29 protein-coding genes are annotated in these 24,554 nt (G+C 65.2%); 8 read left to right on the top strand and 21 right to left on the bottom strand.

Features of this window, described 5'->3' with window-relative positions; genetic code table 11:
• Positions 1-23 precede the first annotated feature (23 nt).
• Both BLQ71_RS09975 and purD read right to left on the bottom strand, forming a co-directional pair.
• Entirely contained in the window at positions 24-602 is a 579-nt protein-coding gene (locus tag BLQ71_RS09975) for a hypothetical protein (RefSeq protein WP_133066139.1), read from the bottom strand.
• Positions 595-1,860, bottom strand: a complete 1,266-nt coding sequence (gene purD / locus BLQ71_RS09970) for a phosphoribosylamine--glycine ligase (protein WP_074621605.1) — start codon at positions 1,858-1,860, stop codon at positions 595-597. The genes BLQ71_RS09975 and purD overlap by 8 nt, the downstream gene beginning before the upstream one ends.
• Before the next feature lie 159 nt (positions 1,861-2,019).
• Here purD and xseA point away from each other — a divergent pair, with 159 nt between their 5' ends.
• Together xseA and phaR are read left to right on the top strand one after the other, a co-directional pair.
• Positions 2,020-3,561, top strand: coding sequence for an exodeoxyribonuclease VII large subunit (xseA, locus tag BLQ71_RS09965; RefSeq protein ID WP_074621604.1), 1,542 nt, complete (start codon positions 2,020-2,022; stop codon positions 3,559-3,561).
• A gap of 101 nt (positions 3,562-3,662) precedes the next feature.
• Positions 3,663-4,199, top strand: a complete 537-nt coding sequence (gene phaR / locus BLQ71_RS09960) for a polyhydroxyalkanoate synthesis repressor PhaR (protein ID WP_069209090.1) — start codon at positions 3,663-3,665, stop codon at positions 4,197-4,199.
• Positions 4,200-4,271: 72 nt separating this feature from the next.
• Here phaR and BLQ71_RS09955 read toward each other — a convergent pair whose 3' ends face one another.
• The 7 genes from BLQ71_RS09955 to BLQ71_RS09925 all read right to left on the bottom strand — a co-directional run bounded on the left by BLQ71_RS09955 (position 4,272) and on the right by BLQ71_RS09925 (position 12,445).
• Entirely contained in the window at positions 4,272-5,477 is a 1,206-nt protein-coding gene (locus BLQ71_RS09955) for a DegT/DnrJ/EryC1/StrS family aminotransferase (protein ID WP_074621603.1), read from the bottom strand.
• Between the two features lie 185 nt (positions 5,478-5,662).
• The gene (locus BLQ71_RS09950) at positions 5,663-6,964 is read right to left on the bottom strand and encodes an NAD(P)/FAD-dependent oxidoreductase (RefSeq protein WP_074621602.1); all 1,302 of its coding nucleotides are present in this window, start codon (positions 6,962-6,964) and stop codon (positions 5,663-5,665) included.
• A gap of 100 nt (positions 6,965-7,064) precedes the next feature.
• Positions 7,065-8,438, bottom strand: a complete 1,374-nt coding sequence (locus tag BLQ71_RS09945; protein ID WP_074621601.1) for a glutamine synthetase family protein — start codon at positions 8,436-8,438, stop codon at positions 7,065-7,067.
• Between the two features lie 17 nt (positions 8,439-8,455).
• Complete coding sequence (locus BLQ71_RS09940; protein WP_074621600.1) at positions 8,456-9,154, bottom strand: type 1 glutamine amidotransferase; 699 nt, start codon at positions 9,152-9,154, stop codon at positions 8,456-8,458.
• Positions 9,155-9,209: 55 nt separating this feature from the next.
• Positions 9,210-10,556: a glutamine synthetase family protein gene (locus BLQ71_RS09935; protein WP_043138005.1), complete on the bottom strand. Its 1,347-nt coding sequence runs from the start codon at positions 10,554-10,556 to the stop codon at positions 9,210-9,212.
• A 204-nt stretch (positions 10,557-10,760) separates the two neighbouring features.
• Complete coding sequence (locus BLQ71_RS09930; RefSeq protein ID WP_069209095.1) at positions 10,761-11,567, bottom strand: ABC transporter permease; 807 nt, start codon at positions 11,565-11,567, stop codon at positions 10,761-10,763.
• Positions 11,564-12,445, bottom strand: a complete 882-nt coding sequence (locus tag BLQ71_RS09925; RefSeq protein ID WP_069209096.1) for an ABC transporter permease — start codon at positions 12,443-12,445, stop codon at positions 11,564-11,566. Before BLQ71_RS09925 ends, BLQ71_RS09930 begins: the two co-directional genes overlap by 4 nt.
• 135 nt (positions 12,446-12,580) lie before the next feature.
• Here BLQ71_RS09925 and BLQ71_RS09920 point away from each other — a divergent pair, with 135 nt between their 5' ends.
• The gene (locus BLQ71_RS09920) at positions 12,581-12,823 is read left to right on the top strand and encodes a hypothetical protein (protein WP_043137997.1); all 243 of its coding nucleotides are present in this window, start codon (positions 12,581-12,583) and stop codon (positions 12,821-12,823) included.
• 66 nt (positions 12,824-12,889) lie between these two features.
• Here BLQ71_RS09920 and BLQ71_RS09915 read toward each other — a convergent pair whose 3' ends face one another.
• The 6 genes from BLQ71_RS09915 to BLQ71_RS09890 form a co-directional block, all read right to left on the bottom strand.
• The gene (locus tag BLQ71_RS09915; protein ID WP_043137994.1) at positions 12,890-13,615 is read right to left on the bottom strand and encodes a transporter substrate-binding domain-containing protein; all 726 of its coding nucleotides are present in this window, start codon (positions 13,613-13,615) and stop codon (positions 12,890-12,892) included.
• Positions 13,616-13,680: 65 nt separating this feature from the next.
• Entirely contained in the window at positions 13,681-14,454 is a 774-nt protein-coding gene (locus BLQ71_RS09910) for an ABC transporter ATP-binding protein (RefSeq protein WP_074621599.1), read from the bottom strand.
• A gap of 99 nt (positions 14,455-14,553) precedes the next feature.
• Positions 14,554-15,324: a phosphate/phosphite/phosphonate ABC transporter substrate-binding protein gene (locus BLQ71_RS09905; RefSeq protein ID WP_074621598.1), complete on the bottom strand. Its 771-nt coding sequence runs from the start codon at positions 15,322-15,324 to the stop codon at positions 14,554-14,556.
• A complete protein-coding gene (locus BLQ71_RS09900) occupies positions 15,321-15,761 on the bottom strand; it encodes a tellurite resistance TerB family protein (protein ID WP_043137988.1) in 441 nt (146 codons plus the stop codon). Before BLQ71_RS09900 ends, BLQ71_RS09905 begins: the two co-directional genes overlap by 4 nt.
• Before the next feature lie 40 nt (positions 15,762-15,801).
• A complete protein-coding gene (locus BLQ71_RS09895) occupies positions 15,802-16,245 on the bottom strand; it encodes a tellurite resistance TerB family protein (protein ID WP_043137985.1) in 444 nt (147 codons plus the stop codon).
• Between the two features lie 52 nt (positions 16,246-16,297).
• A complete protein-coding gene (locus tag BLQ71_RS09890) occupies positions 16,298-17,089 on the bottom strand; it encodes a 23S rRNA (adenine(2030)-N(6))-methyltransferase RlmJ (RefSeq protein ID WP_074621597.1) in 792 nt (263 codons plus the stop codon).
• Positions 17,090-17,214: 125 nt separating this feature from the next.
• Here BLQ71_RS09890 and BLQ71_RS09885 point away from each other — a divergent pair, with 125 nt between their 5' ends.
• Complete coding sequence (locus BLQ71_RS09885; RefSeq protein WP_074621596.1) at positions 17,215-17,706, top strand: hypothetical protein; 492 nt, start codon at positions 17,215-17,217, stop codon at positions 17,704-17,706.
• Here BLQ71_RS09885 and BLQ71_RS09880 read toward each other — a convergent pair.
• The 4 genes from BLQ71_RS09880 to pyrG all read right to left on the bottom strand — a co-directional run bounded on the left by BLQ71_RS09880 (position 17,687) and on the right by pyrG (position 21,284).
• Entirely contained in the window at positions 17,687-18,346 is a 660-nt protein-coding gene (locus tag BLQ71_RS09880) for a DUF2306 domain-containing protein (RefSeq protein WP_074621595.1), read from the bottom strand. The two genes, BLQ71_RS09885 and BLQ71_RS09880, sit on opposite strands and share 20 nt — an antisense overlap.
• 375 nt (positions 18,347-18,721) lie before the next feature.
• Positions 18,722-19,282: a DUF6680 family protein gene (locus BLQ71_RS25965; RefSeq protein WP_133066138.1), complete on the bottom strand. Its 561-nt coding sequence runs from the start codon at positions 19,280-19,282 to the stop codon at positions 18,722-18,724.
• 6 nt (positions 19,283-19,288) lie between these two features.
• Positions 19,289-19,639, bottom strand: coding sequence for a hypothetical protein (locus BLQ71_RS25960; protein ID WP_133066137.1), 351 nt, complete (start codon positions 19,637-19,639; stop codon positions 19,289-19,291).
• A 1-nt stretch (position 19,640) separates the two neighbouring features.
• The gene (pyrG, locus tag BLQ71_RS09875; protein ID WP_043137979.1) at positions 19,641-21,284 is read right to left on the bottom strand and encodes a CTP synthase; all 1,644 of its coding nucleotides are present in this window, start codon (positions 21,282-21,284) and stop codon (positions 19,641-19,643) included.
• Between the two features lie 334 nt (positions 21,285-21,618).
• Here pyrG and BLQ71_RS09870 point away from each other — a divergent pair, with 334 nt between their 5' ends.
• Positions 21,619-22,008: a hypothetical protein gene (locus BLQ71_RS09870; RefSeq protein ID WP_074621594.1), complete on the top strand. Its 390-nt coding sequence runs from the start codon at positions 21,619-21,621 to the stop codon at positions 22,006-22,008.
• 57 nt (positions 22,009-22,065) lie between these two features.
• Here BLQ71_RS09870 and secG read toward each other — a convergent pair whose 3' ends face one another.
• Both secG and BLQ71_RS09860 read right to left on the bottom strand, forming a co-directional pair.
• Positions 22,066-22,449, bottom strand: a complete 384-nt coding sequence (gene secG, locus BLQ71_RS09865) for a preprotein translocase subunit SecG (protein WP_043137974.1) — start codon at positions 22,447-22,449, stop codon at positions 22,066-22,068.
• A 96-nt stretch (positions 22,450-22,545) separates the two neighbouring features.
• Positions 22,546-22,830 carry a hypothetical protein gene (locus tag BLQ71_RS09860; RefSeq protein ID WP_074621593.1) on the bottom strand — a complete coding sequence of 95 codons (285 nt, stop codon included), beginning with the start codon at positions 22,828-22,830 and terminating at the stop codon, positions 22,546-22,548.
• A gap of 129 nt (positions 22,831-22,959) precedes the next feature.
• Here BLQ71_RS09860 and nthA point away from each other — a divergent pair, with 129 nt between their 5' ends.
• The 3 genes from nthA to BLQ71_RS09845 are packed head-to-tail and all read left to right on the top strand — an operon-like array spanning position 22,960 to position 24,553.
• On the top strand, positions 22,960-23,580 hold the full coding sequence (nthA, locus tag BLQ71_RS09855; RefSeq protein ID WP_074621592.1) for a nitrile hydratase subunit alpha: 621 nt from the start codon (positions 22,960-22,962) through the stop codon (positions 23,578-23,580).
• Positions 23,577-24,251, top strand: a complete 675-nt coding sequence (gene nthB / locus BLQ71_RS09850; RefSeq protein WP_074621591.1) for a nitrile hydratase subunit beta — start codon at positions 23,577-23,579, stop codon at positions 24,249-24,251. Before nthA ends, nthB begins: the two co-directional genes overlap by 4 nt.
• Positions 24,248-24,553 carry a nitrile hydratase accessory protein gene (locus BLQ71_RS09845; RefSeq protein WP_083342212.1) on the top strand — a complete coding sequence of 102 codons (306 nt, stop codon included), beginning with the start codon at positions 24,248-24,250 and terminating at the stop codon, positions 24,551-24,553. Before nthB ends, BLQ71_RS09845 begins: the two co-directional genes overlap by 4 nt.
• The last annotated feature ends 1 nt before the right edge of the window (position 24,554 follow it).

Genomic DNA, 24,554 nt, shown 5'->3' with positions numbered 1-24,554 from the left:
CGGGGGCGAAACGGCAAAAATGCCTAGCTGCCGCCGGGGCGGTCCAGGCGCTCCAGCAGCGCGGGCAGGGTAGAGACGGGGACCTCCGGCCTGCGGCGCCAGGGGGCGTGCCCGTGCATGATAACGGCCCCAAAAAGAGCCAAGGCGGCAACCGGCACCACCATGCCCACCAGCCGGTCGGCATCGACGCCGGTGGCCAGAGCCGCGATGCCAAGGCCCGGCCCCATCACCAGCGCCAGCACCCCGATCCCGAACCAGACCATGCGCAGCCTGCCGGTTTCGCCGATCCGCACCGGCAGATCCGGGGTATGACGGGCCAGCCGCTCGGCCACGGCGCTGCAGAGCGTGCGGTGGGCGGCCCGATCCGGGTGGTCGCCGGACAGGCCGAGGCGGCTGTTGATTGCAATCCGGATCAGGCCCGATGGTGTTGTCAGGTCCAGCCGCCGCATCCGCATCAGCTGGACCTTCGAGTCGACAAGGGTGGCCTGATCGACCGTCGACAAATCAAGGGCCCCCTGCGGCCCGGTCAGCGTGTCGCCGTCCAGCTGCCAGTCTTGCGGCCCGCGCAGGGGCGCGGGGCGAAAGCTGTAGGCCTCAGTCAAGCGCCCGCCAGCCGATGTCGCGGCGATGCACGCCATCAGGCCAGTCCACGGCATCCACCAGCGCATAGGCACGGTCGCGGGCCTCTTGCAGGGTGGTGCCGCGCGCCGTCGCGTTCAGAACCCGCCCGCCATTGGCCAGCACCTTGCCGCCCTCGGCCTTTGTCCCGGCGTGGAACATCATGTGGAAACTGTCCTCGGGCAGGCTGTCCAGCCCGCGGATTTCCGTGCCCTTCGCATAGTCCCCGGGATAGCCCGAAGCGGCCATGACCACGGTCATGGCGTGATCCTCGGCCCATGTGACCTGCGCCTCGGTCAGCCGCCCATCGGCGCAGGCATGCATCAGGTCCAGCGCCTGCGCCCCCAGCCGCAGCATCAGCACCTGGCATTCCGGATCGCCGAACCGCACGTTGTATTCCACCAGCCGGGGTTGCCCGTTCTCGATCATCAGCCCGACATAGAGCACGCCCTGGTAGGGCATCCCCCGCCGCACCATCTCGGCCATCGTCGGGCGCACGATCTCGTCCAGCGCCTTTTGCGTCACGGCCTCGTCCATGATCGGGGCGGGGGAATAGGCCCCCATGCCGCCGGTGTTGGGGCCGGTGTCGCCGTCGCCGATGCGCTTGTGATCCTGCGCGGTGCCGATGGGCAGGCAGGTCTCGCCATCGACCAGCACGAAGAAACTCGCCTCTTCGCCGGTCATGAATTCCTCGATCACCACCTCGGCGCCCGCGCCACCAAAGGCGCCGCCGAACATGTCGTCGACCGCCGCGCAGGCCGCCTCGACGGTCTCGGCGATGATCACCCCCTTGCCGGCGGCCAGCCCGTCCGCCTTGACCACGATGGGCGCGCCCTGGGCGCGGATATGGGCCTTGGCCGCTTCGGCCTCCGTGAAATGGCCATATCCTGCGGTTGGGGCATTTACGGCGGCGCAGATTTCCTTGGTAAAGCTCTTCGAGGCTTCCAGCCGGGCGGCGGCGGCAGAGGGGCCGAAGACCAGGATGCCCGCCTCGCGCAGGCGGTCGGCCACGCCGGCGGCCAGCGGCGCCTCGGGGCCGATGATGACGAGGTCGATGGCGTTTTCGCCGGCGAATTCCGTCACCGCGCCGGGGTCCTCGATGTTCAGTCGCGCGCATTCGGCGATCAGGGCGATGCCCGCGTTGCCCGGGGCCACGATCAGCTTGTCGCACTTGGGGTTCTGCAGGGTGGCCCAGGCAAAACTGTGTTCGCGGCCGCCGCTGCCGAGGATGAGGATATTCACGGGCGCACTCCTTTGCTGGCCGGGGCGGGGGCTCTGCCCCCGTCGCGCGGGGCGCGACTCCCCCGAGGTATTTTCAAAACCAAAGAAGCCGGGGGGCGGGCTTTTCCGGCGGTTGACCGTCGTTTAAGGTCAGCGGCAGGCAAGAGCAAGCGAGGCGGCATGGACCTGATCGACGACGGACCGGAGGGCAACACGCCGGAATTCAGCGTCAGCGAACTCTCGGGCGCGGTAAAGCGCGTGATCGAGGGCGAGTTCGGTTTCGTCCGCGTGCGCGGCGAGGTCGGGCGGGTGTCGCGGCCACGCTCGGGGCATGTCTACCTGGATCTCAAGGACGACCGCTCGGTGATTTCGGGCGTGATGTGGAAAGGCGTCGCCGCCCGCCTGCAGACCCAGCCCGAAGAGGGGATGGAGGTGATCGCCACCGGGCGCCTGACCACCTTTCCCGGACAGTCGAAATACCAGATCGTCATCGAGGACATCCGCCCGGCGGGGGCGGGCGCGCTCATGGCGATGCTGGAAAAGCGCAAGGCGATGTTGCAGGCCGAGGGGCTGTTTGCCCCCGAGCGCAAGAAACGCCTGCCCTACCTGCCAGAGATCATCGGCGTCGTGACCTCGCCCAGTGGGGCGGTGATCCGTGACATCCTGCACCGCCTGCGCGAGCGTTTCCCGCGCAAGGTGCTGATCTGGCCGGTGGCGGTGCAGGGGGCCAAATGCGCCCCCGAAGTGGCCCGCGCCATCGAGGGGTTCAACCGGCTGACCCCCGGCGGCGCCCTGCCGCGCCCGGACCTGTTGATCGTGGCGCGCGGCGGCGGCTCGGTCGAGGATCTCTGGGGCTTCAACGAAGAGGTGGTGGCGCGTGCTGCTGCCGCCTCGGAGATTCCGCTGATCTCGGCCGTGGGGCACGAGACGGATACCACGCTGATCGACTTCGTGTCCGACCGGCGCGCGCCGACGCCGACGGCGGCGGCGGAACTGGCGGTGCCCGTGCGCATGGAGCTGATCGGGGCGGTTCGCGACTTCGGCGGCCGCATGGAACGCGCCATGTCGCAGCGGCTGGAGGTGCGCGGCCAGCGGCTGCGCGATCTTTCGCGCGCCCTGCCACGCCCCGAGGAATTGCTGGACGGTCCGCGCCAGAGGCTGGACCTGCAGGGAGACCGCCTGCCGCAAGCGCTGTCGCGCTCTGTCGAACGGCGCAGGTTGCACCTGTCCGAGACCGCGGGCAGCCTGCGCCCCGGCGTCCTGACCCGCGCCATCGCGGTGGAACAGCGGCGGCTGGAGGATCGCGCCGCACGGCTTGGCCCGGCGCTGGCCCGGCTGGTGAATGCCCGGCGCGAGGCGCTGGGCCGCCGCGCCGACCGGCTCAGCCCGCGTCAGATCACCCGCGAGATCGCCGTGGGGCAGGAACGGCTGGCCGGCCTGACCCGCCGGCTGGACGAGGCCATGACCGCCCGCCAGGGCGAAAAGCGCCGCAAGCTGGACGCGCTCATGCGCCTGCACGAGACACTGGGCTACCGCGAGACGCTGCGGCGCGGCTATGCCGTGGTGCGTGGCGATGGCCACCTGGTGACGACCAAGGCCGCCGCCGAGTGCGCCACCGGGCTGGAAATCGAATTTGCCGATGGCACGCTAAAGCTTGGCGGGCGTTCCTCACCTCGCAAATCCGCCAAGCCGGAACCGCCGGAACAGGGCAGCCTGTTCTAGCGCCGAACCTTCATTCTGCGTCACAACCGCCCGCAGGCTTTCCTTTTCTTCTGCACTCGCATAGGATTCGCTGCATCGCACCAATGCCGGGGAGGGCACCAGTGGCCGAGAGTGAAAAACCGCTTCTGATCAAGCGTTACGCCAGCCGGCGGCTCTACAACACCGAGACCTCCGACTATGTCACGCTCGAGGACATTGCCGGGTTCATCCGCGACGGGCGCGACGTCAAGATCGTCGACCTGAAATCGGGCGACGACCTGACCCGGCAGTACCTGCTGCAGATCGTGGCCGAGCATGAAAGCAAGGGCCAGAGTGTCCTGCCGATCAACGTGCTGACCGACCTCGTGCGCAGCTATACCACCCAGGCCACCAGCGCGGTGCCGCAGTTCCTGGCCGCCAGCTTCGAGATGTTCCGCGACAGCCAGTCCAAGTGGTTCGAGAACGTCAATTCGATGAACCCGATGGCCAAGGGGTTCGAGGCCATGCAGGCCCAGCAAGAGGCGTTCCTCAAGGCGATGGGCGGTCAGCTTCCGGGCGAGGACGAGCAAAAGCCGTCCAAGGAAAGCAAGGAAGACCTCGAGACCATCAAGAAACAGCTGTCCGATCTTCAGGCCAAGCTGTCAAAGCTCGACAAGTAAACCGCAGGTCAGAGAGCGCCCGGCCACCGTCCTGCATGGCAAGAGGGCGACCGGGACACCGGCTCTCCCGCCTCAGGTGCCGTAGGCGCGTTGCGGCGCCGTGGCCGTGTCTGCCGCGCGGGTCAGCACGGCGGCCACTGCATCGCAGTCCGTGAGTGAGAGGCGGGCGGGCAAGCGGGTGTCGCAGGCGCGCATCAGCATCGCGCGGGTCCGCGGCAAGTCGGGCATCTCGGGCAGGAACTGCCAGTTCCAGTAGGCGCGGGCGTTGTCGCGGCTCAGGCCAAAGACCTGCACCTTGACGCCTTCCGCCTCGGCGGCCGCGACAAAGGCACGGACCTCGGCGTCGCTCATGCCGCACAGGTTGAACTGCAGCGAATCCGGCGCGCGTTCCTCGGCGGCCAGTTTCGCGGGCACCGTGATCCAGGGGCTGCGGTCGATCTGCGCCGCGACATGGTCGTGGTTGCGGCGCCCGTCCGTCACCCGGCGGTCGATGTGGGGCAGCTGGGGCCGGATCACCGCTGCCGAAAGGTTCGACATGCGCAGATTGTACAGCGGCAACTGGTTCTGCCAGCGGGCAAAACCCTGTTCCAGCTCGGCGGTATTGTCACCGGGGCGCAGGTGCTTTTTCCAGGCGTGCTCATAGGCGCCCGACAGGATCACGGCCCGCGCCACAAGATCGGCGTCGTCGGTCACCAGGATGCCGCCTTCGCCCGCGTTCACCAGCTTGTAGCTCTGGAAACTGAAACAGCCGACCCGCCCCAGCGTGCCGATCTTGCGCCCGTGCCAGGTGGTGCCCAGGCTGTGCGCCGCATCCTCGATCACCGGCACGCCGGCCTCGGCGCAGAGCGCCAGGATCGCGTCCATGTCCGAGGTATGGCCGCGCATGTGGCTGACGATGACCGCCTGCACGCCGGGCAGACGGGCGGCGAAATCCGTCATGTCGATGCGATAGTCCTCGCCCACCTCGCAGAGCACCGGCACCAGTCCCGCGTGCACGATCGACGAGGGCACTGCAGCAAAGGTGAAGCCGGGGATCATCACGCGGGCGTCCTTCGGCAGGTCCAGTGCTTCCAGCGAGAGGAACAGAGCCGCCGAGCAGCTCGACACCGCAAGCGCGTATTTCACCCCCATGAACTCTGCGAACTCGCGTTCCAGCAGGGCGACGGGCGCATCCTCGGGGGCGGTGTAGCGGAACAGGTCGCCGGACTGCAAAAGCCGGTCGATCTCGGTGCGGGCCTCGGCGGGGATCGGCTCGGCGTCGTGCATGTTCGGAAGCATGTTTTCAAAATCCTGAAGTTCGGTTTTCGAAAATGTAAATCAGTTAAGGGTGTGAGGAAAGCCCCAAAGCGTCGCACGCCGCCGGGCTGGCGCCCCGCGACGCGGCGTTTTCCGGCACGGAAAACGCATCGGTTCCTGTCAAAGGATCCGAAACGCCCATCCAATTTGCCGGTGTGAAGGCCGGGCTAAAGGCCCAGCCGGTCGCGCATCGCGTACCAGGTCATCGCCAGCACCAGCAGCGGCGAGCGGAATGCCGGCCCGCCCGGAAAGGCCGGGCTGGGCAGGGCGGCGAAGGTATCGAACCCCGCCGATTGCCCGCGCACCGCTTCGGCCATCAACTTGCCCGCCTGCACCGCGTTGCCCACCCCGTGCCCGGAATAGCCCGAGGCCGTCAGCACGTTGGGGGCCAGCCGCGCCAGGTGGGGCAGGCGTTTCATGGTGATCGCCAGCGTCCCGCCCCAGGCATGGGTCAGCTCCACGTCCCGCAGATGCGGAAAGATCTCCAGCATCGGCTTGCGCACGGTCGCGCGGATGTCCGAAGGAAACCTGTACCCATAGCTTTCGCCGCCGCCGAACAGCAGCCGCCCGTCCGGCGACAGCCGGAAATAATTGACGACAAAGCGATCGTCCGACACGGCGATCTCCTCGGCCAGCACCCGCGCGGTGTCTGTCCCCAGGGGCTCCGTCGCCACCACGAAATTGTTGATCGGCATGACCCGCGCCGCCACCTGCCGGTCCAGCCCGCCCAGGTAGCCGTTGCAGCCCAGCACCAGGTGATCGGCCACCACGCGCCCGGCCTCGGTCTGCACGGTCACGCTCTTGCCCCGCTGGATGTGATGCACGTGGCTGCGTTCGAAGATCCGCGCTCCGGCGCCCTCTGCGGCCCGCGCCAACCCCAGCGCCAGTTTCAGCGGGTTCAGATGCGCCGCCCCCCGGTCCAGAACCCCGCCGCGATAGGCGGGAGAGGGGCAGAGCGCGGCAAAGTCGTCCCGGTCCAGCACCTCCAGCCCATAGCCATAATGCCGTGCCATGTGGTCCGCGTAATCGTGCAATTCGCGCACCGACCCGTCCGAGGACCCGGCCCAGGCGATGCCGTCGCGCAGGTCGCAGTCGATCCCGTGCCGCACCGCCAGGTCCCGCACCAGCGCCTTGGCCTCCTCGCCCAGCTCCCAGAACCGGCGCGCCTCATCGCGCCCCACCATCTTCTCCAGCTTGACCTGGTCCTGCCGCTGACCGCTGCCCAGCTGCCCGCCGTTGCGCCCCGAGGCGCCAAAGCCCACCCGGTGCGCCTCGACCAGCACCACGTCCAGCCCGGCCTCCGCCATGTGCAGTGCCGCCGACAGGCCGGTGAAGCCGCCCCCCACCACGCAGACATCCGCCCGCACCTCGCCCTTCAGCACCGGGTAAGGCGGCAACTCCGGAGTCACGGCGGCATACCAGCTCTCAGGGTATTCCCCGCGCCGGTCGTTGGAAAACAGCAGGTTCAAGAGACACCTCTTGGCTTCTTCTTGGTGGAAATACCTCGGGGGTATGGGGGCAGAGCCCCCATCCTACCAACCTGTGCGCGCGTCAGCGCGCACCGCCGGATCACACGTTCAACAGCAGGTGCTCGCGCTCCCAGGGAGAGATCACCTGCAGGAATTCCTCGTATTCCGTGCGCTTCACGATGGAATAGACCCGCGCGAACTCCGGTCCCAGCACTTCGTGCAGGGCCTCGGCCTGGTCGAAAATGTCCAGCGCCTGGCCCAGGACGCGGGGAATGTCGCCTTCGCCCTCGTAGGCATCGCCGCGGAACTGTTTCGACGGGCGCCGCTCTTCCATCAGTCCCAGGTAGCCGCAGGCCAGCGAGGCGGCGATGCCCAGGTAGGGGTTGCAGTCCATGCCGGCCAGCCGGTTCTCCACCCGGCGCGCCTCCGGCCCCGACAGGGGAATGCGGATGCCCGTGGTGCGGTTGTCGCGCCCCCATTCCAGGTTGATCGGCGCCGCGTGGTCCTTCACGTAGCGGCGATAGCTGTTCACATAGGGCGCCAGCACCGCGATGGCCGAGGGCAGATGCGCCTGCAGCCCGCCGATGAAATGGAAAAACGCATCCGTCTCGCCGCCCTGGGGACCGGAAAACAGGTTCTTGCCGGTTTCCAGGTCAAGTACCGAGTGGTGGATGTGCATGGCGCTGCCCGGCTCGTCGGCGATCGGCTTGGCCATGAAGGTCGCGAAACAGTCGTGCCGCAGCGCCGCCTCGCGGATCAGCCGCTTGAAGTAGAACACCTCGTCCGCCAGCTTGACCGGGCTGCCATGCCGCAGGTTGATTTCCAGCTGGCCGGCGCCGCCTTCCTGGGTGATGCCGTCGATCTCGAACCCTTGTGCCTCGGCGAAATCGTAGATGTCGTCGATCACCGGGCCGAACTCGTCCACGGCGGTCATCGAATAGGCCTGGCGCGCGGCGGCAGGGCGGCCCGAGCGGCCCATCATCGGCTGGATGTCCTTGGCCGGGTCGACATTGCGCGCCACCAGGTAAAATTCCATCTCCGGCGCCACCACCGGCTTCCACCCCTGTTCCTCGTAGAGCTTGACGACCCGTTTCAGGATGTTGCGCGGGGAAAAGGGCACCGGCACGTCGTGCCGGTCATAGGCATCATGGATCACCTGCAGGGTCCAGTCGCCGGTCCAGGGCGCGGCGGTGGCCGTGCTCATGTCGGGTTTCAGGATCATGTCCCGCTCGATGAACCCGTCGTCGCCCGCGGCCTCGCCCCAGTCGCCGGTGATGGTCTGGAAGAAGATCGAATCCGGCAGGTGGAAATACCCCATCCGGGCGAATTTCGACGCCGGCACCGCCTTGCCCCGCGCGATGCCGGGCAGGTCCGAGACGATGCATTCGACCTCGTCCAGGCGGCGCCCCTCCAGGTAGGCGCGGGCCGGTTCGGGCAGGGTTTCGGTCCAGTCTTTCGGGGCGCTCGTGTCCACGGGCTGTCCTTTGCGTTTCAGGCGGCGCGCTGCGGCAGCCGCTTGTGTTTCAGGAAGTAAATCAGGTCGTCGATCAGTTCGGCACTGTCCAGCGGAGCATCCAGCCCGGCCTCGGCCTCCTGCAGGATCTGCTCGGGCACAACCCCGCGACCGCGTTTGTCGATCAGGCCCTTGGTAAAGGCGCAGTCGAACTCGGGGTGGGGCTGCACGGTATAGGCCTTGCCGGGGTACAAGAGGGCGGCATGACGGCAGAAGTCATTGCTGGCCAGTGTCACGCTGCCCTCCGGCGGGTCCGTCACCTGGTCCTGGTGCCAGGCCATCACGGTTTTCGGCCCGCGCCCCTCAAATTCGTAGGTCTGTGGCCCCACCGCCCAGCCGCCGGGATACTTGACCGCCGTGCCCCCCAGCGCCTGCGCGATCACCTGGTGGCCAAAGCAGATTCCCACCAGCGGCTTGCCCGCCGCGACGATCTGCCGGATGAATTCTTCGAGCGGCGGCAGCCAGGCATGATCCTCGTAGACCCCGTGCCGCGATCCGGTGATCAGCCAGCCGTCGGCGGCCTCCGGTCCCGGCGGGAACTCTCCATTGACCACGGACCAGGTTTCGAAGGTGAACCCGGCGTGGGACAGGCGATCCATGAACATCTCCGGGTACTGGCCATGCTCCTGCGCCAGTTCCGGCACCACGATGCCCGTCTGCAAGATACCGATTTTCATGAAACACCCATGTTCCTGGTCCAAAAGCTAGGCGCGCGCCGCGCGCCCTGCAAGATCAGACCGTATCCAGGTAAAGGTCCATCTGTTCGTGCTTGGTCAGCTCGTCCATGTCCCGCAATTCCTGCCGCTTGGTCAGGACAAGGTTGCGGATCAGTTCCTTCGGAAAGATGCGGGGCATCAGCGGGCTGTCGGCAAAGGCCTCGATCGCGCTGCCCCAATCGCGGGGAATATGCGGCAGGTCCTGGTCGTAGGCGTTGCCGGTGATGCGCGCGGGCGGCTCGGTGGCGTCCTCCATCCCCATCAGCGCCGCGCCCAGGATTGCCGCCAGTGCCAGGTAGGGGTTCACGTCGCCCCCGGCCACGCGATGTTCGATGCGGCGCGCGGCAGGCGGACCCGACGGCACGCGCACCGCCGCCGTGCGGTTGTCATAGGCCCAGCAGATCGCCGAGGGCGCGTGAGAGCCGGGCACGATGCGTTCATAGCTGTTCAGGTGCGGCGCATAGACCAGCGCGCTGTCCGACAGCGCCGCAAGGCATCCGCCGATGGCATGGCGCAGGGCATCCGTGCCCTCCGGCCCGCCGTTGTCAAAGATGTTCTTGCCGTCCGCGTCCAGCACGCTGAAATGCGCATGCATGCCGTTGCCGGAATAGTCCTCGTAGGGCTTGGCCATGAAGCTGGCGGCAAAGCCGTGTTTCCGGGCCAGCCCCTTGACCAGCTGTTTGAACAGCCAGGCGTCGTCAGCGGCCTTCAACGGGTCCGCCTGGTGCATCAGGTTGACCTCGAACTGGCCGATCCCCGCCTCGGAAATCAGCGTGTCGGCGGGAATGTCCATGACCTCGCAGGCCTCGTAGAGGTCGGTAAAGAAGATGTCGAAGGCATCCAGCGCCCGGATCGACAAGACCTCTGCCGCGTCGCGCCGCTTGCCCGAGCGGGGGCTGATCGGCACCTGCAGGCGCCGGGTGCTGTCGTCGATCAGGTAGAACTCCAGCTCGACCGCCACCACCGGCGTCAGCCCCTTTTCGGCAAAGCGTTTCTGTACGAAGGACAGCGCATGGCGCGGGTCGCCCTCGAAGGGGCGGCCATCCTCGTGGAACATCCAGATCGGCAGCAGGGCGGTGGGCGCCTCCAGCCAGGGCATGGGCACAAAGCCGCGCTCTGTCGGAAACAGGATCGCGTCGCGGTCGCCGCTGTCAAAGACCAGCGGGCTGTCGGCGATGTCCTCGCCCCAGATGTCGACGTTCAGCGCCGAAAAGGGAAAGCGCGTGCCGTCCTTGAGCATCTTGACGGCGCTGGGAATGGGCATGCGTTTGCCCCGGGCAACGCCGTTCACGTCACAGGCGGCGGCTCGGATGGTGCGGATTTGCGGGCGGTCGTGCAGCCAGTCGGCGCTGGGGGCGGGCATGGTGATCTCGTGCTTTCAGAATTTGATCAAATTCATAGGCGAGCCCGGGCCATTGGGCAAGGGGGGCCTTCGCGTCGCATCGCGGGACGGCGCCGCGCGCCCGCTTTGCGGGCAGCTTTCGGGCCGGGTTAACCGTTCCTTGCCGGTTTGTACGTTTTGCCGGAATCGACGTACGTTTTGTACAAAACGTACATGGCCGGGGCCTCAGCGGATCAGGTTCATCCGCATCTTCAACCGGCCCCGGGACTCTTGCGGCAGGTGCCGGTTCAGCCGCCGGTTCACCAGCCCGAAGACCGTGATGATGACCAGCGTGACCAGGATGAAATACCCGGCCAGGATCGGGTAGGGCACGAAGGGGTTGAAGGTCTTGTCGGCAAAGTAGTTGGCGTAATACAGCGCATCGCCCTTTTGCCGCCAGGCCGGAAAGCCCGAGAAATAGACCAGCGTCGTGGCATGAAAGAGAAAAATCGCCTCGTTCGTGTAGGCAGGCCAGGCCAGCCGCAGCATGGTGGGCCAGGTGATCTTGCGGAACTTGGTCAGCCCGGAAAACCCGTAGGCATCCGCCGCCTCGGTGTCGCCCTTGGGGATCGACAAGAGCGCGCCGTAGAAGATCTCTCCGGAATAGGCGGCGGTGTTCAGGAACAGGACAATCGCCGCCCCCAGCCAGGCCGAGGTGAAGGGATCGAAGATCGGCGAGACGGATTTCAGGCTGAGAAAGGCGAAATAGGCAAAGAAGAACTGGATGAACAACGGGCTGCCGCGAAAGACAAAGATGAACCATTCCGAGGGCTTACGCGCCAGCGGGTTCGACGATGCCTTGCCCAGGGCGACCGCCGTGGCCAGGAAGAACCCGGTCAAAAGGGCGATCAGACCGAAGTAGACGTTCCAGATCATCCCTGAACCGATCAGGGTGAATTGCTGGCACAGCGTGAAATCCTCGCGCGGCAACAGCCGTTCGCCGATCCCGATGGAGCGCAACCCGTAGTCGGCGATGGTCTGCAAACAGCTCATGCCGCTTTCCTCTGTGCTTCGCCGCCGGAGGTCGCCTGTCCATGCGTGAGCCGCTTCATGATCCGGTCCAGCACGATTTCGGACACCCGCGTGAACAGCAGGTAGAACACCAGCAGCGCCAGGAAGTACCACATGCGCCAGTCGCCGTGCGGGTAATCGGTGAACCGCGCCGTCTTGGCACCGCCCAGCTCGCGCGCCCAGTAGACGATGTCCTCGACCCCCAACAGGAACAACAGTGGCGTCGCCTTGATCAGCACCATCCAGAGGTTCGACAGGCCGGGCAGGGCATAGACCCACATCTGCGGCACCAGGATGCGCCAGTAGCACTGGCGCGGGCTCATGCCATAGGCCTCGGCGGTTTCCATCTGGGCGCGGGGGACGGCCCGCATGGCGCCATACAGGACGTTTGCGGCGAAGGCCCCGAAAACAATGGCAAAAGTCAGAACCGCCAGGAAAAAGCCATAGGTCTCGTGCACCCATTGCGCCGCATTGCCAAGGGGCAGCTTGGCCTCGGCGCAGACCACGAAATCATTGCCCTGCCGGATCGGCTGATCCCAGTCCGGGCATTTCACCTCGTGCCGGATCCACTCAAAGAACTGGTCCAACGCAATGACAAAAAACAGGAAAAAGGCGATGTCCGGCACGCCGCGGACCACGGCGATATAGCCGCGGCCCAGCCAGCTGAGAGGCAGGATGCGTGACCGCGCCGCCGAAGCCCCTGCAAAGCCGAAGGCCAGCGCCGCCGGGGCGGTGATCGCCAGCAGCAGCAGAACGGTCCCCACCGAAAGGTAGATGGCCATGTGCTTGCCCGTGGTCAGGTAACAGGCCATCCAGGCCACGTTGCCCAACGTGTCGGGATCAGCGCAGAAGCCGAACATCGCACCCTGTCTTCATAGCCACCTTCTTTTGCGTCTCATTCCGGGTCAAAGCCGCTGCCGCGCCTTTTTCGTTGACCAGGCCAGCGTCCCCCGGCACCCTGTCCCCATTCAACTTGTTTCTTTCAGGAGGCCAAAATGCAGGACGAATTCGTGTTCAAAAAACCCATTGCCGCCGTCGTGGACAACGGATCGGGCATGTTCCAGCCGCCCGCGATCGACGCATTCGACGATCCGCTTCTGGGCAAATCGGGGCCGCCGGTTTTTCAGGATGGCGCGTTCAACCCCTACGCCTATCTCAAGATTCCCGACATCGCGGGCGAGTCCTTTACCGATGAGGGCTTCATGCCGCCGGCCTTCGACGACCCGCTGCTGGGCTAGGCGATTGGCCGCGCGGAGTGTTTCCCGCGCGGCCTGCACCTCGGCCAGGTACCTCAGCCAGAAACCTCAGAAGGTCTCGCCGACTTCCCATTTCTCGATCAGCGCGTTCAGCGAGCCGTCGTCCTTCATCGACTGGATGGCCGCGTCGAACTTGGCGCGCAGCTCGCCGTCGCTTTCGCGCAGGCCCATGCCGATGCCGCCGCCGATCAGGATGTCGTCACCGACAAAGGCCAGGTCGGCGTTTTCGTCCGCGATGGGGGCGAGGTAAGCCTTGTCCGCCAGGACCGCGTCCGCCTCGCCGTTGCGCACGGCGGCGATGGTTTCGTCAGGGGTGGCAAATTCGACCAGCGTGGCGCCCATCTCGGCGATGTAGGAGGCCTGGATGGTGCCCGCCTGCGCGGCGAAGATGCCGCCTTCCATGTCCAGTTCCATGCCTTCCATCGCCAGGAAGGCCGAAGGATCGGGCTGGGTGTAGTTCTGGGTGAAGTCGATGACCTCGTCGCGTTCATCCGTGATCGACATGCCCGCGATGATGGTGTCGTAGTTGCCCGAAACGAGGTTCGGGATGATCGAATCCCATTCGTTGGTGACCCATTCGCAGGTCAGCTCGGCGCGGCTGCACAGCTCGTCGCCCAGCTCGCGTTCAAAACCGGCCACTTCGCCGTCATCGTCGATGTAGTTGTACGGAGGGTAGGCGCCCTCGGTACCCAGGCGCACAACCGAGTGGCTTTCCGCGAAGGCCGCGCCGGCGAACATCGCCAGTGCGGCTGTTCCGATCAGAAGGTTTTTCATATCGTTACTCCCTGTTGGACTTCCGGCGGCTGTCCCGCCGTTTTTCGGATGCCGGCCCTTTGGGCCTAGGCATGGACGGTCGACTTCAGGAACCCCCTCAGCCGTTCCGATTTCGGCGCGCCGAAGAGCGTCTCCGGCGGGCCTTGTTCCTCGATCAGCCCCTGGTGCAGGAACACGACGTGGTCGCTGACGTCCGAGGCCATCTTCATGTCATGGGTCACGATCAGCATCGTGCGCCCCTCTTGGGCCAGCGACTTGATCACCCGCACCACTTCCTGTTCCAGCTCCGGATCCAGCGCGCTGGTCGGCTCGTCAAAAAGCAACGCCTCGGGCTCCATGCAGAGCGCGCGCGCGATGGCGGCCCGCTGTTGCTGTCCCCCGGACAGCTGGGCCGGGTAGGCCTCGCATTTGTCGCCGATGCCCACCTTGTCCAGGTAGCCGCGCGCGGCCTCTTCGACCTGAGCACGATCGCGGCCCAGCACAGTGACCGGCGCCTCCATGACGTTTTGCAGGATGGTCATATGGGCCCACAGGTTGAACTGCTGGAATACCATCGACAGGTTCGTCCGAATGCGCAGAACCTGCTTGGCATCCGCCGGGCGGCGGTTGTGGCCGTCACCCTTCCAGTGGACCGGTTCCCCCTTGAAGAGGATCTCGCCCTGCTGGCTGTCTTCGAGCAGGTTGCAGCAGCGCAGCAGCGTCGACTTTCCGGAGCCGGACGACCCGATCAGCGAGACCACGTCACCCTTGCGGGCCGTGATGTCGACTCCCTTGAGAACTTCGAGAGAGCCATAGGCCTTGTGCAGGTTGCGGATTTCAATGACGGGCGTGTCGGACAAGCGGAGCCTCGGGCAGATCGCAGGATGGCCGGTATCAACGCGCAATCCTGCGCACTTGGCAAGGGGGCCAAGGGCAAAAAGTCCGGTTCTGACCTTGGGTCAGGCGGGCGCAGGCGCCGGGATAGGCAGGTCGAAATAGCGTTGGGGGTCTAAGACGTGGAAAGAAAGCGGGCCGCCCATCTCGAAAGGGTCGCCTTGCGGAACAAAGTCAACGACCGCGTCAAGCAGTGCCGCCCGAAGCGGCGCAGGATTAGTGCCTCGGGTGGCTATCAAGGGCAATCCCGGTGTGGCCGCTGTATGGTCGGCAACATGGACCTTGGCAGAGGCTGGCTCGAAACGCTTGAGAAGACGCCAGGTCACCGCATCGACAAAGGCGATATCCGCGTGTCCCTGAGCCACCGCATCGAGCGAACCGGCATGGGAGCCGGTTTTGACAAATGCACTGTAGGTTGGCACTCTGAAAAAGGGCGTGCCCCCTTGCGAAGCCGCCCAACCGGACTGACTGTCGGAGGAATTGTAGGCGAGCCGCAGGCCGTCTATACCTGTAACGTCGTGCGGATTATTGCGAACAAGGCGCCTCAGGACGCGCGAGTAATAGTGTCCCGGCTTGCAGTTCAGGCCGAAGCCGAGCGTTCCCACGTAGGTCACCCTGTCCTTCAGCACCGTCCGAAAAGGCAAGCCACAGGTCATCGACAAGGCCAGATCGTCCCGCAACCAGTGATCGCTCCACGGTTCGGGGATCGCGTCCGGCGGTGTCAGGTCCGGCAAGTCCAACCCGTGGCGGCGGCCTGCCGATTGCACGCACGACCAGAAGTCGCACCAGGACCGCGCGTTCTCTTCCCGCCAATACATCGGCAGGCTGGCGATCATTGCTTTTTCTCGACCCGCTGCCGTGCCAGGGCGCTGTCACGGTCGTTGATCCCCAGAAGGTTCGACACCAGCCTGAGCAGCGCGTCCTCTTCGGCCTCGCGCACGCCATCGGCCAGTACCACCTGCCAGAGCGCCTCGATCACCGCGATGCGGTCCTCGTAGGGCACGGCATCCTTGATCGCGCGGGTAAAGCGCACGGTGTCCGGTGCCTCTGCCTCCAGCCCCTCGCCCTCGGCCCGCAGACGCGCTGCTTCGAAGGGCGACAGGCCGTACCGGGTGGCGATAATCCGATCTATGCGGTCCCGCTCGCTGTCGTCGAAGGCGCCGTCGGACCGGGCGACCCGGACCAGCAGCGCGGTCAGCGCAAGTCGGGCGTCTTCGTCGGGCAGAGGGGCGGGGTCGGTCGCCGTCAGGCGCTTGAGGAAATCTGCGAACATGCTCTGGGATATAAGCCCGGTTTCGGGCCGGCACAATTACTCAGGGGATCACGGCCGCGCTGCGCGCCGCTTCGTTGTCATGCGGGGCGACGCCAAGCGCCTCTTCGACCAGGTTCACCAGTGCGGCCTCGCGGGCATCGGTGATCCCGTCCGCCCAGGCCACCTGCCAAAGCGCCTGTACGGTTTCGACGCGGTGGGCATAATCCACGTTCTCGCGGATCAGCGCGGTCATCCTGGCGTCGTCCTTGATCTCGCGGGCCAGCCTTTCGCAGGTGGCGCGCATCTTGGCAGCCTCGACCGGGTTCAACCCGAAGGCCGCGGACAGGGTCCGGTCAATCTGGCTGATTTCCTCGAAGAGATAGGTGTCGTCCGCCCGCGCCACGCGGACCAGAAGCGTGCCAAGCGCCAACTTGGCATCCGGTTCCGGCAGCGGTGCGGGCTGGCGCGGACCGTGGTGGAAAAAGGCTTTCAACCGCTCGAACATGGCCGGCCTCCTGATGGTTCGCCAAAGGCCTAGCATGACGCCGGAGGTGGCGTCACCTGCCTGTCGAGCCGGTCCTTGCGAATTGGTCCGAGAGTGGTTTCAGTGCCGCGTCCAGCCCCCAGGGCGGGTTTACGACAAAGAGGCCCGAGCCGATCATGCGGTGACCGTCCCGGGCAGGCGGAAAGCGGACCTCGTGGCGCAGGGCCTCGGGAAATTCGGCCTCCAGCTGGCGCAGCATGGGCGCATGTGCCCCGTCGCGCAGCAGCGGATACCACAGCGCCAGGATGCCCACGTTCCACTTGCGGGCAAGGGCCTGCATGGTCCGGGGCACGCTGACGTAATCGGCCTTCACCTCCCAGCTGGGGTCGATCAGCATCAGCCCGCGGCGCGGATCGGGGGGGCAGAGGCTTTGCGCCATCTCGTAGCCGTCCTGCCTGTAGACCCGCGTATTGTGCGCCCGCACCGCCCGGGACAGCGCCTCGTGCTCTTGCGGATGCAGTTCGGCCAGGTGCAGCCGGTCGTCCGCGCGCAACAGGCTCTGCGCGATCAGCGGTGAGCCGGGATAGGCCGTCGGCCCCCTTTCCGCCCGCACCTTCTTCAGCGCCCTGGCATACGGGTGATCAGCGCCGAACCAGCCTTCGGCCCGGGCGATCCCCTGTGCCGCCTCGCCGGTCTTGACCGCCTCGGCGCCGGCAAGATCATAGAGCCCGCGCCCGGCGTGCGTCTCGATATAGCTGAGCGGCTTTGGTTTGCGGGTCAGGTAGTCCAGCATCCATGCCAGGGCCGCGTGCTTGTGCACGTCGGCAAGGTTCCCGGCATGATAGGCGTGTTGATAGGACAGCATATGAGCGGCCTAAGAGTTTGCGGCGGGGCTGGCAAGGGCCTACGGGGCAGACCGCTTGCGCATCGCCCGCAAGCCGGTATCACATGCGGTAGTGCAGACCCCATGGGACTTGGCGAGGCGGATGGATGGCACAGAGCGGCGTGCAGGGCGTGATCGACCGCGAGGCGCGGGAAAAGGAACTTCTGGAATACCTGCGTGTCTACGTCATGATCTGGCAAAAGATCGACTTTATCTGGGGCATGTTCCTGACCTCCTATATCCCGCTTTTCGGTTTCCTGCATTTCTACCAGGGCGACCTGGGGGGCAGTTTCGCCGGAATGTTCGTGCTGGCCATCGCCTTTTTCACCTATGTGAACGGGCAAGCCCTGCGGCAACACTATGACATCGCCATCACCATGAGCCGCGAGTTCCGGCGCCTGAACCGGTCCTTCCCGGACATCAACGGCGCGCTGATCCGCACCGCGCAGGACAACCGCCCCCGGCTGGTCTGGGTCACGCATGGGGCAGCCTTTGGCGGGATGCTCTACATGATGGTGGGCCGCATCGGGACGGGCTTCTGCACGGCGGGCACGGCAGAGGGCGGCTGGGACTGTATCCTCACGCTGGTTTTCGGCTGAGCCGCCTTTCGCCCAGGAACCAGAGTTCGAGCAGCGCAAGGTAGGGCAGGTAAAAGGCCCAGACCATCGCGCGGTCAAAGGGGCCGTGGAAATCGTCCACCCCGATGCCCCCTGTCGTGGCGAACCACAGCCCGTAGTGCAGGCGATAGAGGTAAGAGCCCACCGCCAGCACCATCAGGCGCAGCGCCCAGCGGCGGTGGCGCGTCACGTCCTTGTCGATGGCGTAGTAGACGGTGTTGGACGCCGCGAGGATCATCAGCGCGCCATACAGCGCGAACCAGCCCGACATCCAGGCGCCGCCAACGGTGCCTTGCAGCGCGATGTAAAGCAGCCCGGCGAGGCCGGTGAACACGGCGGTCGTGGCCAGCGTATAGCCCGAGAGCCGGTGCAAACCCGGCGCCCGCCGGCGGATCACCGGGAGGAGTTGCAGCGGCACGGTCGCGGTGATGACGGCGCCGGTGATCATGTGGGCATAGATGGCCAGGTTCGAGAGCGGCGCGCCGGGATGAAACAGCCGGTCGAGCGCCTCAGGCACGCTTTGCAGCGCCAGCACGGGCCGGGTGAGCGCGTGCCAGGCGAAGGGCAGCACCATCAGGACCAAGAGGACCAGCAGGACAGAGGGCAGGACGCGGCGGATCATCGCGAAAGGGTAGGGCGGATTGTGGGGGGCGGGAAGGGGGGCGCTCCTATGGTGTTGCGATCCGTGCGCGAAACTCCGAGCGCGGAAGCAAGCCCGAAGGGCGCCGCGCCAGCGTTATGCTGGAAGCATGCCTCCGGCATGACCCGCCCCGTCGCACCAAAGGTGCGCCATTGATGGACATCCCGCCTCTGGTGGGACGGGCGGCGCTTTGGTTGGGGCTGGTCTGACCCACTGATGTCCTACGGACGTGGCACGAAAAAGCGCACGCGGTCAGACCTTGCAGCGCAGCGCCACCCCACGAGTCGGCGCTCGCGCGGCTAAGGAAATCTATGGGACTCGATTGTGACAGCAAGCACGCGTAGCACTATTCGCTTTTCATTCTTCAGGCTTGGGAGGAAAAAGCGAAAGCGGCTTGTGTTGCCCGCTTGGAGGCCCTTTTAATCTTTGTAGTGCTGCTTTTCTTTCCAAATGTTGAACCTCATGCTCCTCGGCAAGAGAATTTGGGAAGTACACTCTGCCCAAGTCATCTGTCTTTAACTTGGATCCTAGCCCAATATCTTCAGACATAACCTTTAGCAATGCGCGCAACTTGCTGTCATGATCAAAAGGTGATGCGTTTCTTGCGTTGAAGGCATTATAAAGCTCCGCCCAAGCTTCGCGCACAGGTTCCGAGTCATTGAAGACTACGTCAATCAGGTTAAGTGCACGAACAGATTCAGCGGAGAATACCGAGGCCCGCTCTTGCATTATTGTTGTGAAAACGAAAAGCTTCAGCCGCTTCTGCTCACTGTCTTGCTCAGCCTCTCGTCGGAGCGTTTCTGAAAGAATCGCTGCGGACTTGGGAACACGCCAAGCTGCATATGCTGCTGCAATAGTCGCAAATGCGCTTAAGGCAGCTGCAATTGCTGCGAGTAGGTCAGGAGTCAAGCCAAGCATCGATGCTTAAAGATCCCTTATTTTTTGCAGGCGCATATTTACTTTCCCAAGAGGGGTGGTGAGGGGGATAAAGTCTTTTTCCAAAAAATCACTTTCGAGCTTAAATGAGGTGTCGTATTCAAGCCCGTCTTTTCCAGTATTTACGCCTTGAATTGCTTGCCCGCCAGCAGGGAGAAATACACGCACTTCAGCGCTATAACTTTCATTGTCTTGAGTGGAAATTCGGCCATCAAATTTTGTTCCCTCTAGGTCGCCGCCTGTAATTTTGCCATCAATGAAGGCAAAAATTGCGATTGCCTCGGCTGCGCTCCCTGAGAAAAATCCCGCGTATATTCCGTTCAGATCAGATACGTTCATCTCACACCAACCTGCTAACCTCTTTCGCCGCCCGCACAAAATCCCTGAACAGCGGGTGCGGGTCAAAAGGTTTCGACTTCAGCTCCGGGTGGAACTGCACGCCGATGAACCAGGGGTGGTCCGGCCATTCCACGATCTCGGGCAGTTTGCCATCGGGTGACATGCCCGAGAAGCACAGACCGCTGGTTTCCAACTGCTCGCGGTACTTGATGTCGACCTCGTAGCGGTGGCGGTGGCGTTCGTCGATGGCCGTCTTGCCATAGACCTTGGCCACCTTCGAGCCTTCGGTCAGCACCGCGTCATAGGCCCCCAGCCGCATGGTGCCGCCCTTGGCATCGTCCGGGCGGCGGTTGACCTTCTCGTTGCCCTGCACCCATTCCTTGAGGTGATAAACCACGGGTTCGAAACGCTTTTCCCCGGCCTCGTGGTCGAACTCCTCCGATCCCGCCTTTTTCACACCAGCGACGTTGCGCGCCGCCTCGATCACCGCCATCTGCATCCCCAGGCAGATGCCCAGGTAAGGCACCTTGTGTTCGCGGGCGAATTGCGCCGCCTTGATCTTGCCCTCGGTCCCGCGCTCACCAAAGCCGCCGGGGACGAGGATGGCATCGAATTTCTCGAGGTGCGGTGCCGGGTCCTCTCGGTCAAAGATCTCGGCGTCGACCCATTCGACCCGTACCTTGACGCGGTTGGCCATGCCGCCGTGGGTCAGCGCCTCGGCGATGGATTTATAGGCGTCCTCCAGCTGGACATATTTGCCGACGATGGCGACATTGACCTCGCCCTCGGGGTTGTGGATGCGGTCGCTGACATCCTCCCATTTCGATAGGTCGGGCTTGGGCGCCGGGCTGATCTGGAAGGCGTCCAGAACCGCCTGGTCCATGCCCTCACGGTGATAGGCCAGCGGCGCGTCGTAGATCGACGACAGGTCCTGCGCGGCGATCACGCTGTCGGGGCGGACGTTGCAGAACAGCGCCAGCTTTTCGCGCTCCTTCTGCGGGATCGGCCCCTCGGACCGGCAGACGAGGATGTCGGGCGCGATGCCGATGGAGCGCAGTTCCTTGACCGAGTGCTGGGTCGGCTTGGTCTTCAGCTCTCCGCTGGCCTTGATCCAGGGCAGGAGCGTCAGATGCATGAAGATGCACTGGCCGCGCGGCTTGTCCTGCGAAAACTGGCGGATCGCCTCGAAGAAGGGCAGGCCCTCGATGTCTCCAACGGTGCCGCCGATTTCACATAGCATGAAATCGACCTCGTCCTCTCCGATGGAGATGAAGTCCTTGATCTCGTCGGTGACGTGCGGAATGACCTGGATCGTCTTGCCGAGGTAATCGCCGCGGCGCTCTTTCTCCAGCACGTTGGTATAGACGCGGCCCGAGGAAATGGAATCGGTCTTGCGCGCGGGCACGCCGGTAAAGCGTTCGTAGTGGCCCAGGTCGAGGTCGGTCTCGGCACCGTCGTCGGTGACGAAGACCTCACCATGTTCAAAGGGCGACATGGTGCCGGGATCGACGTTCAGATAGGGGTCCAGCTTGCGCAGGCGGACCGAAAAGCCGCGTGCCTGGAGAAGTGCGCCAAGGGCGGCGGAGGCCAGCCCCTTGCCAAGCGAAGAGACCACACCGCCGGTGATGAAGATGAAGCGCGCCATCTGGGTAACCCCGTGATTTTTGCAGGCAATCGCCTGCGTTCCTGCAAGTTCAGACGCGGCTTGTACCGGATGTGGCACCAGCTGCAACACGGGATTTGAGACATAGTGGATTCGCGCGGATTTGTCCAGATGACCGCTAGATGCTGTTGCGCTGCATGGGCGATCTGCAAGGGATTGTAGGCGGTCTGTCGCCTTGTCGGGGTATTCCTGACTGCTGGCCTGCCTGGGGCAACTGCTAGTCTCGGCAGGGAAATCAGGAACCGGCGTGGTACCGCTGGCGGCCTTGTCCTTGGCCCCCGACAGCAACGCGCGCCGACAAGCAGGAGACAGGATCATGGCCCTGGAAATCTACCTTGAAGGAACACTGAACGGTGAGGTCCTTGCCGAGCGAGAGGCCAGTCAGAACGGTCGCGGTCTGCGATCCGATGGCGAGCTGGTGCAGGCGGTCGTTGATACGCCCGAGACGGATGCTTTTGTCTTTGCCACTGACGGGACGGCGCCTTCGGGCGGGTTCTCCGACGTCTCCGGTCTGGGGGCAGAGGTGACCGTGGCCGAGTATCGGGACGGCACGGAACACTCTCCGGAATGGACCAACCCGAACGATGGCGATCCGGGGCATACGGCGGCAGGGTCCGATCCCGAATGGCGCTATGTGCCAGTCCGCCGGTTCTTCGAGGACAGCGACACGGATTTGGGCCTGTCGTGGGATGACGGTCTGTTCTGACCGCCGCGCAATGAAAAAGGCGGCCCCCAAGGCCGCCTTTTCTGAAATCGAGTGGTCTCAGTCGGCGCGCGGAACCAGCGGCGCATCCGCGTCTCCGCCGTCTGCCGAGGGCGGCGGGACCAGCGCGTTCGGGTCGATCCCGTCAAGGCCGGGGGCCGGTGCCGGCGCATCGGTTGCGGGTTCCTGCGTGCCAAGCCGATCCAGGATCGAGCTGCCCGAAGCATTCTGGGCGGCGATGATCGTCAGCGTGATCGAGGTGATGATGAAGCCCACGGCAAGAATCCAGGTCAGCTTGCCCAGTGCCGTCAACGGGGCCCGCTGGCTCATGGCGCCGCCGCCGCCGCCGATCCCCAGGCCGCCGCCTTCGCTGCGCTGAAGCAGCACGACGCCGATCAGGCCGAGAGCCAGAAGAAGGTGGACGATGAGGATGACGTTTTCCATGGGGCCTGCGCCTGTTGGGTCGGTTTCGGGGTCATGTAGGCGAAGCGTTGCCCCGGTGCAAGCAATGAAACCGAAAGCCGCCCGGCCCCCGGTCGGTCACTCCGCGGGTTTCGCCGGCGGGACGCCAAGCGAGATGCAACTGGTCGGGGCCTTCGGGGTGCCCGCCGTGCAGACAACGCACCAGTCCTCGCCGGGTATGCAGCAGTTCACTACGGATGGGCTGGTGGAATGTTTCCACGGGGCGCCTTTCTCGGCCTTGCACTGTGCAATCAGCTCTGCGGCCCGCGCGTCCGTCAGATCGAATGTGACGATCGCAGCGGCCGGGCCGGCGCCAAGTGTCATCACAAAGAGGAGGCCCGACGCGAAAAATGCCTTGATCATGAAAAGTGTTTTCCCTTCCGATGGGTTTGAGTTTCTGGGACCGTGACACAGGACCTGGCGGCTGTCACCCTTGGTTGCGTCCCTCTAGGGGGGCTTGCGCGGTGGCTCCGGTCGGGGCAGGCTTTGCCAATGCCCCACGATCACGCCGACGACGCCCCGCCGCACAGTCTCTTGCCGCCTGACCCGGCGTTGCGGGTCAAGGCGCTGGAATCGCTCTTGACCCGAAAGGGTCTGATCGACCCCGCTGCGCTGGACGAGATCATCGAGATCTATGCCCACAAGGTCGGGCCGAGGAACGGCGCGGCGGTTGTGGCGCGGGCCTGGACCGATCCGGACTTTCGCAAGCGCCTCTTGGAGGATGCGACGGAGGCGGTGGCCGAGATGGGGTTCACCGGGCGGCAGGGCGAACATGTGGTTGCCGTCGAGAACACGCCGGAACAGCACAACATGGTCGTCTGCACCCTGTGCAGTTGCTACCCGTGGCCGCTTTTGGGCATTCCGCCGGGGTGGTACAAATCCGATGCCTACCGGGCGCGGGCGGTGCGCGAACCGCGCAAGGTGCTGGCCGAATTCGGCGTGACCCTGCCCGAGGCGCAGCGCGTGCGGGTCTGGGATTCGACCGCCGAGGTGCGCTATCTCGTGCTGCCGATGCGCCCCGTCGGGACGGACGGGCTGGACGAAAGCGCGTTGGCGGCTCTGGTCAGCCGCGACGCGATGATCGGCACGGCACTGGTGGAGGCGCCTGCATGACCCGGGTTCATGACATGGGCGGGCGGTTCGGTGACGGTCCGGTGCAGCCTGCGGCCGGGGACGCGCCCGTCTTTGCCGAAGAGTGGCACGGGCGGGCTCTGGCGGTGACGCTGGCGGCTGGGGCGCTGGGGCAATGGACGCTGGACCGGTCGCGCTTTGCCCGTGAATGCCTCGCCCCTGCCGACTACCTGGCGTTTTCCTACTACGAGAAGTGGCTGGCCGGGCTGGCGGACTTGCTGGTGGCACAAGGGGTGGTCACCCGGGATGAATTGGCGGGAGCGGAGGCTGCGCCGTCGCCCTTGGCCGAGCGCCGGCTGAGGGCCGAGTCGGTTGCCGGGGCATTGGCGCGCGGCGGGCCGGTTTTGCGCGAGGGTCCCGCGCCGCGCTTTGGTCCCGGCGACCGGGTGCGCACGCGTCGTCCTGCACGCAATCTGGCCGTGACGGGTGGACATACGCGCCTGCCAGGGTATGCCGCCGGGTTGACCGGGGTCGTGGAGCGCGCGCATGGGTGCCACGTCTTTCCCGACACCAACGCGCATGGATTGGGCGAACAGGCCGAGCCGCTTTATACCGTGGTTTTCGATGCAGCCGAGGTCTGGGGCGCCGCGGAGGCGCCCGGGGATACGGTCAGTTGCGATCTCTGGGAAAGCTACCTGGAACCAGAGACATGACAGAGCCCGTCTTCGGGGCGCCCTGGCACGCGCAGGCCTTTGCGCTGGCCGTGTCTCTGGAAGCGGGCGGGGCCTTCACATGGCCCGAATGGACGCAGGTTTTCGGCGCGGTGCTTGCGGAACATGGTTTGTCGAAAGAACTGGACGGTGGCGATGATTATTTCATCGCCTGGGTCGCGGCGCTGGAGCGGATCTGCACCGAGAGGGGGATCGCCGGGGCCAAGGACCTCAGTGCGCTGCGGGATGCCTGGGAGAATGCCTACCTGACAACGCCACACGGAGAACCGGTTCGGATCGCCTGAG

It is taken from the genome of Antarctobacter albus, assembly GCF_900101505.1.
GTDB classification, from domain to species: domain Bacteria; phylum Pseudomonadota; class Alphaproteobacteria; order Rhodobacterales; family Rhodobacteraceae; genus Antarctobacter; species Antarctobacter albus.
Note: the sequence above shows the minus strand (reverse complement) of the source record. Positions and strands in the feature narration are given on the sequence as shown.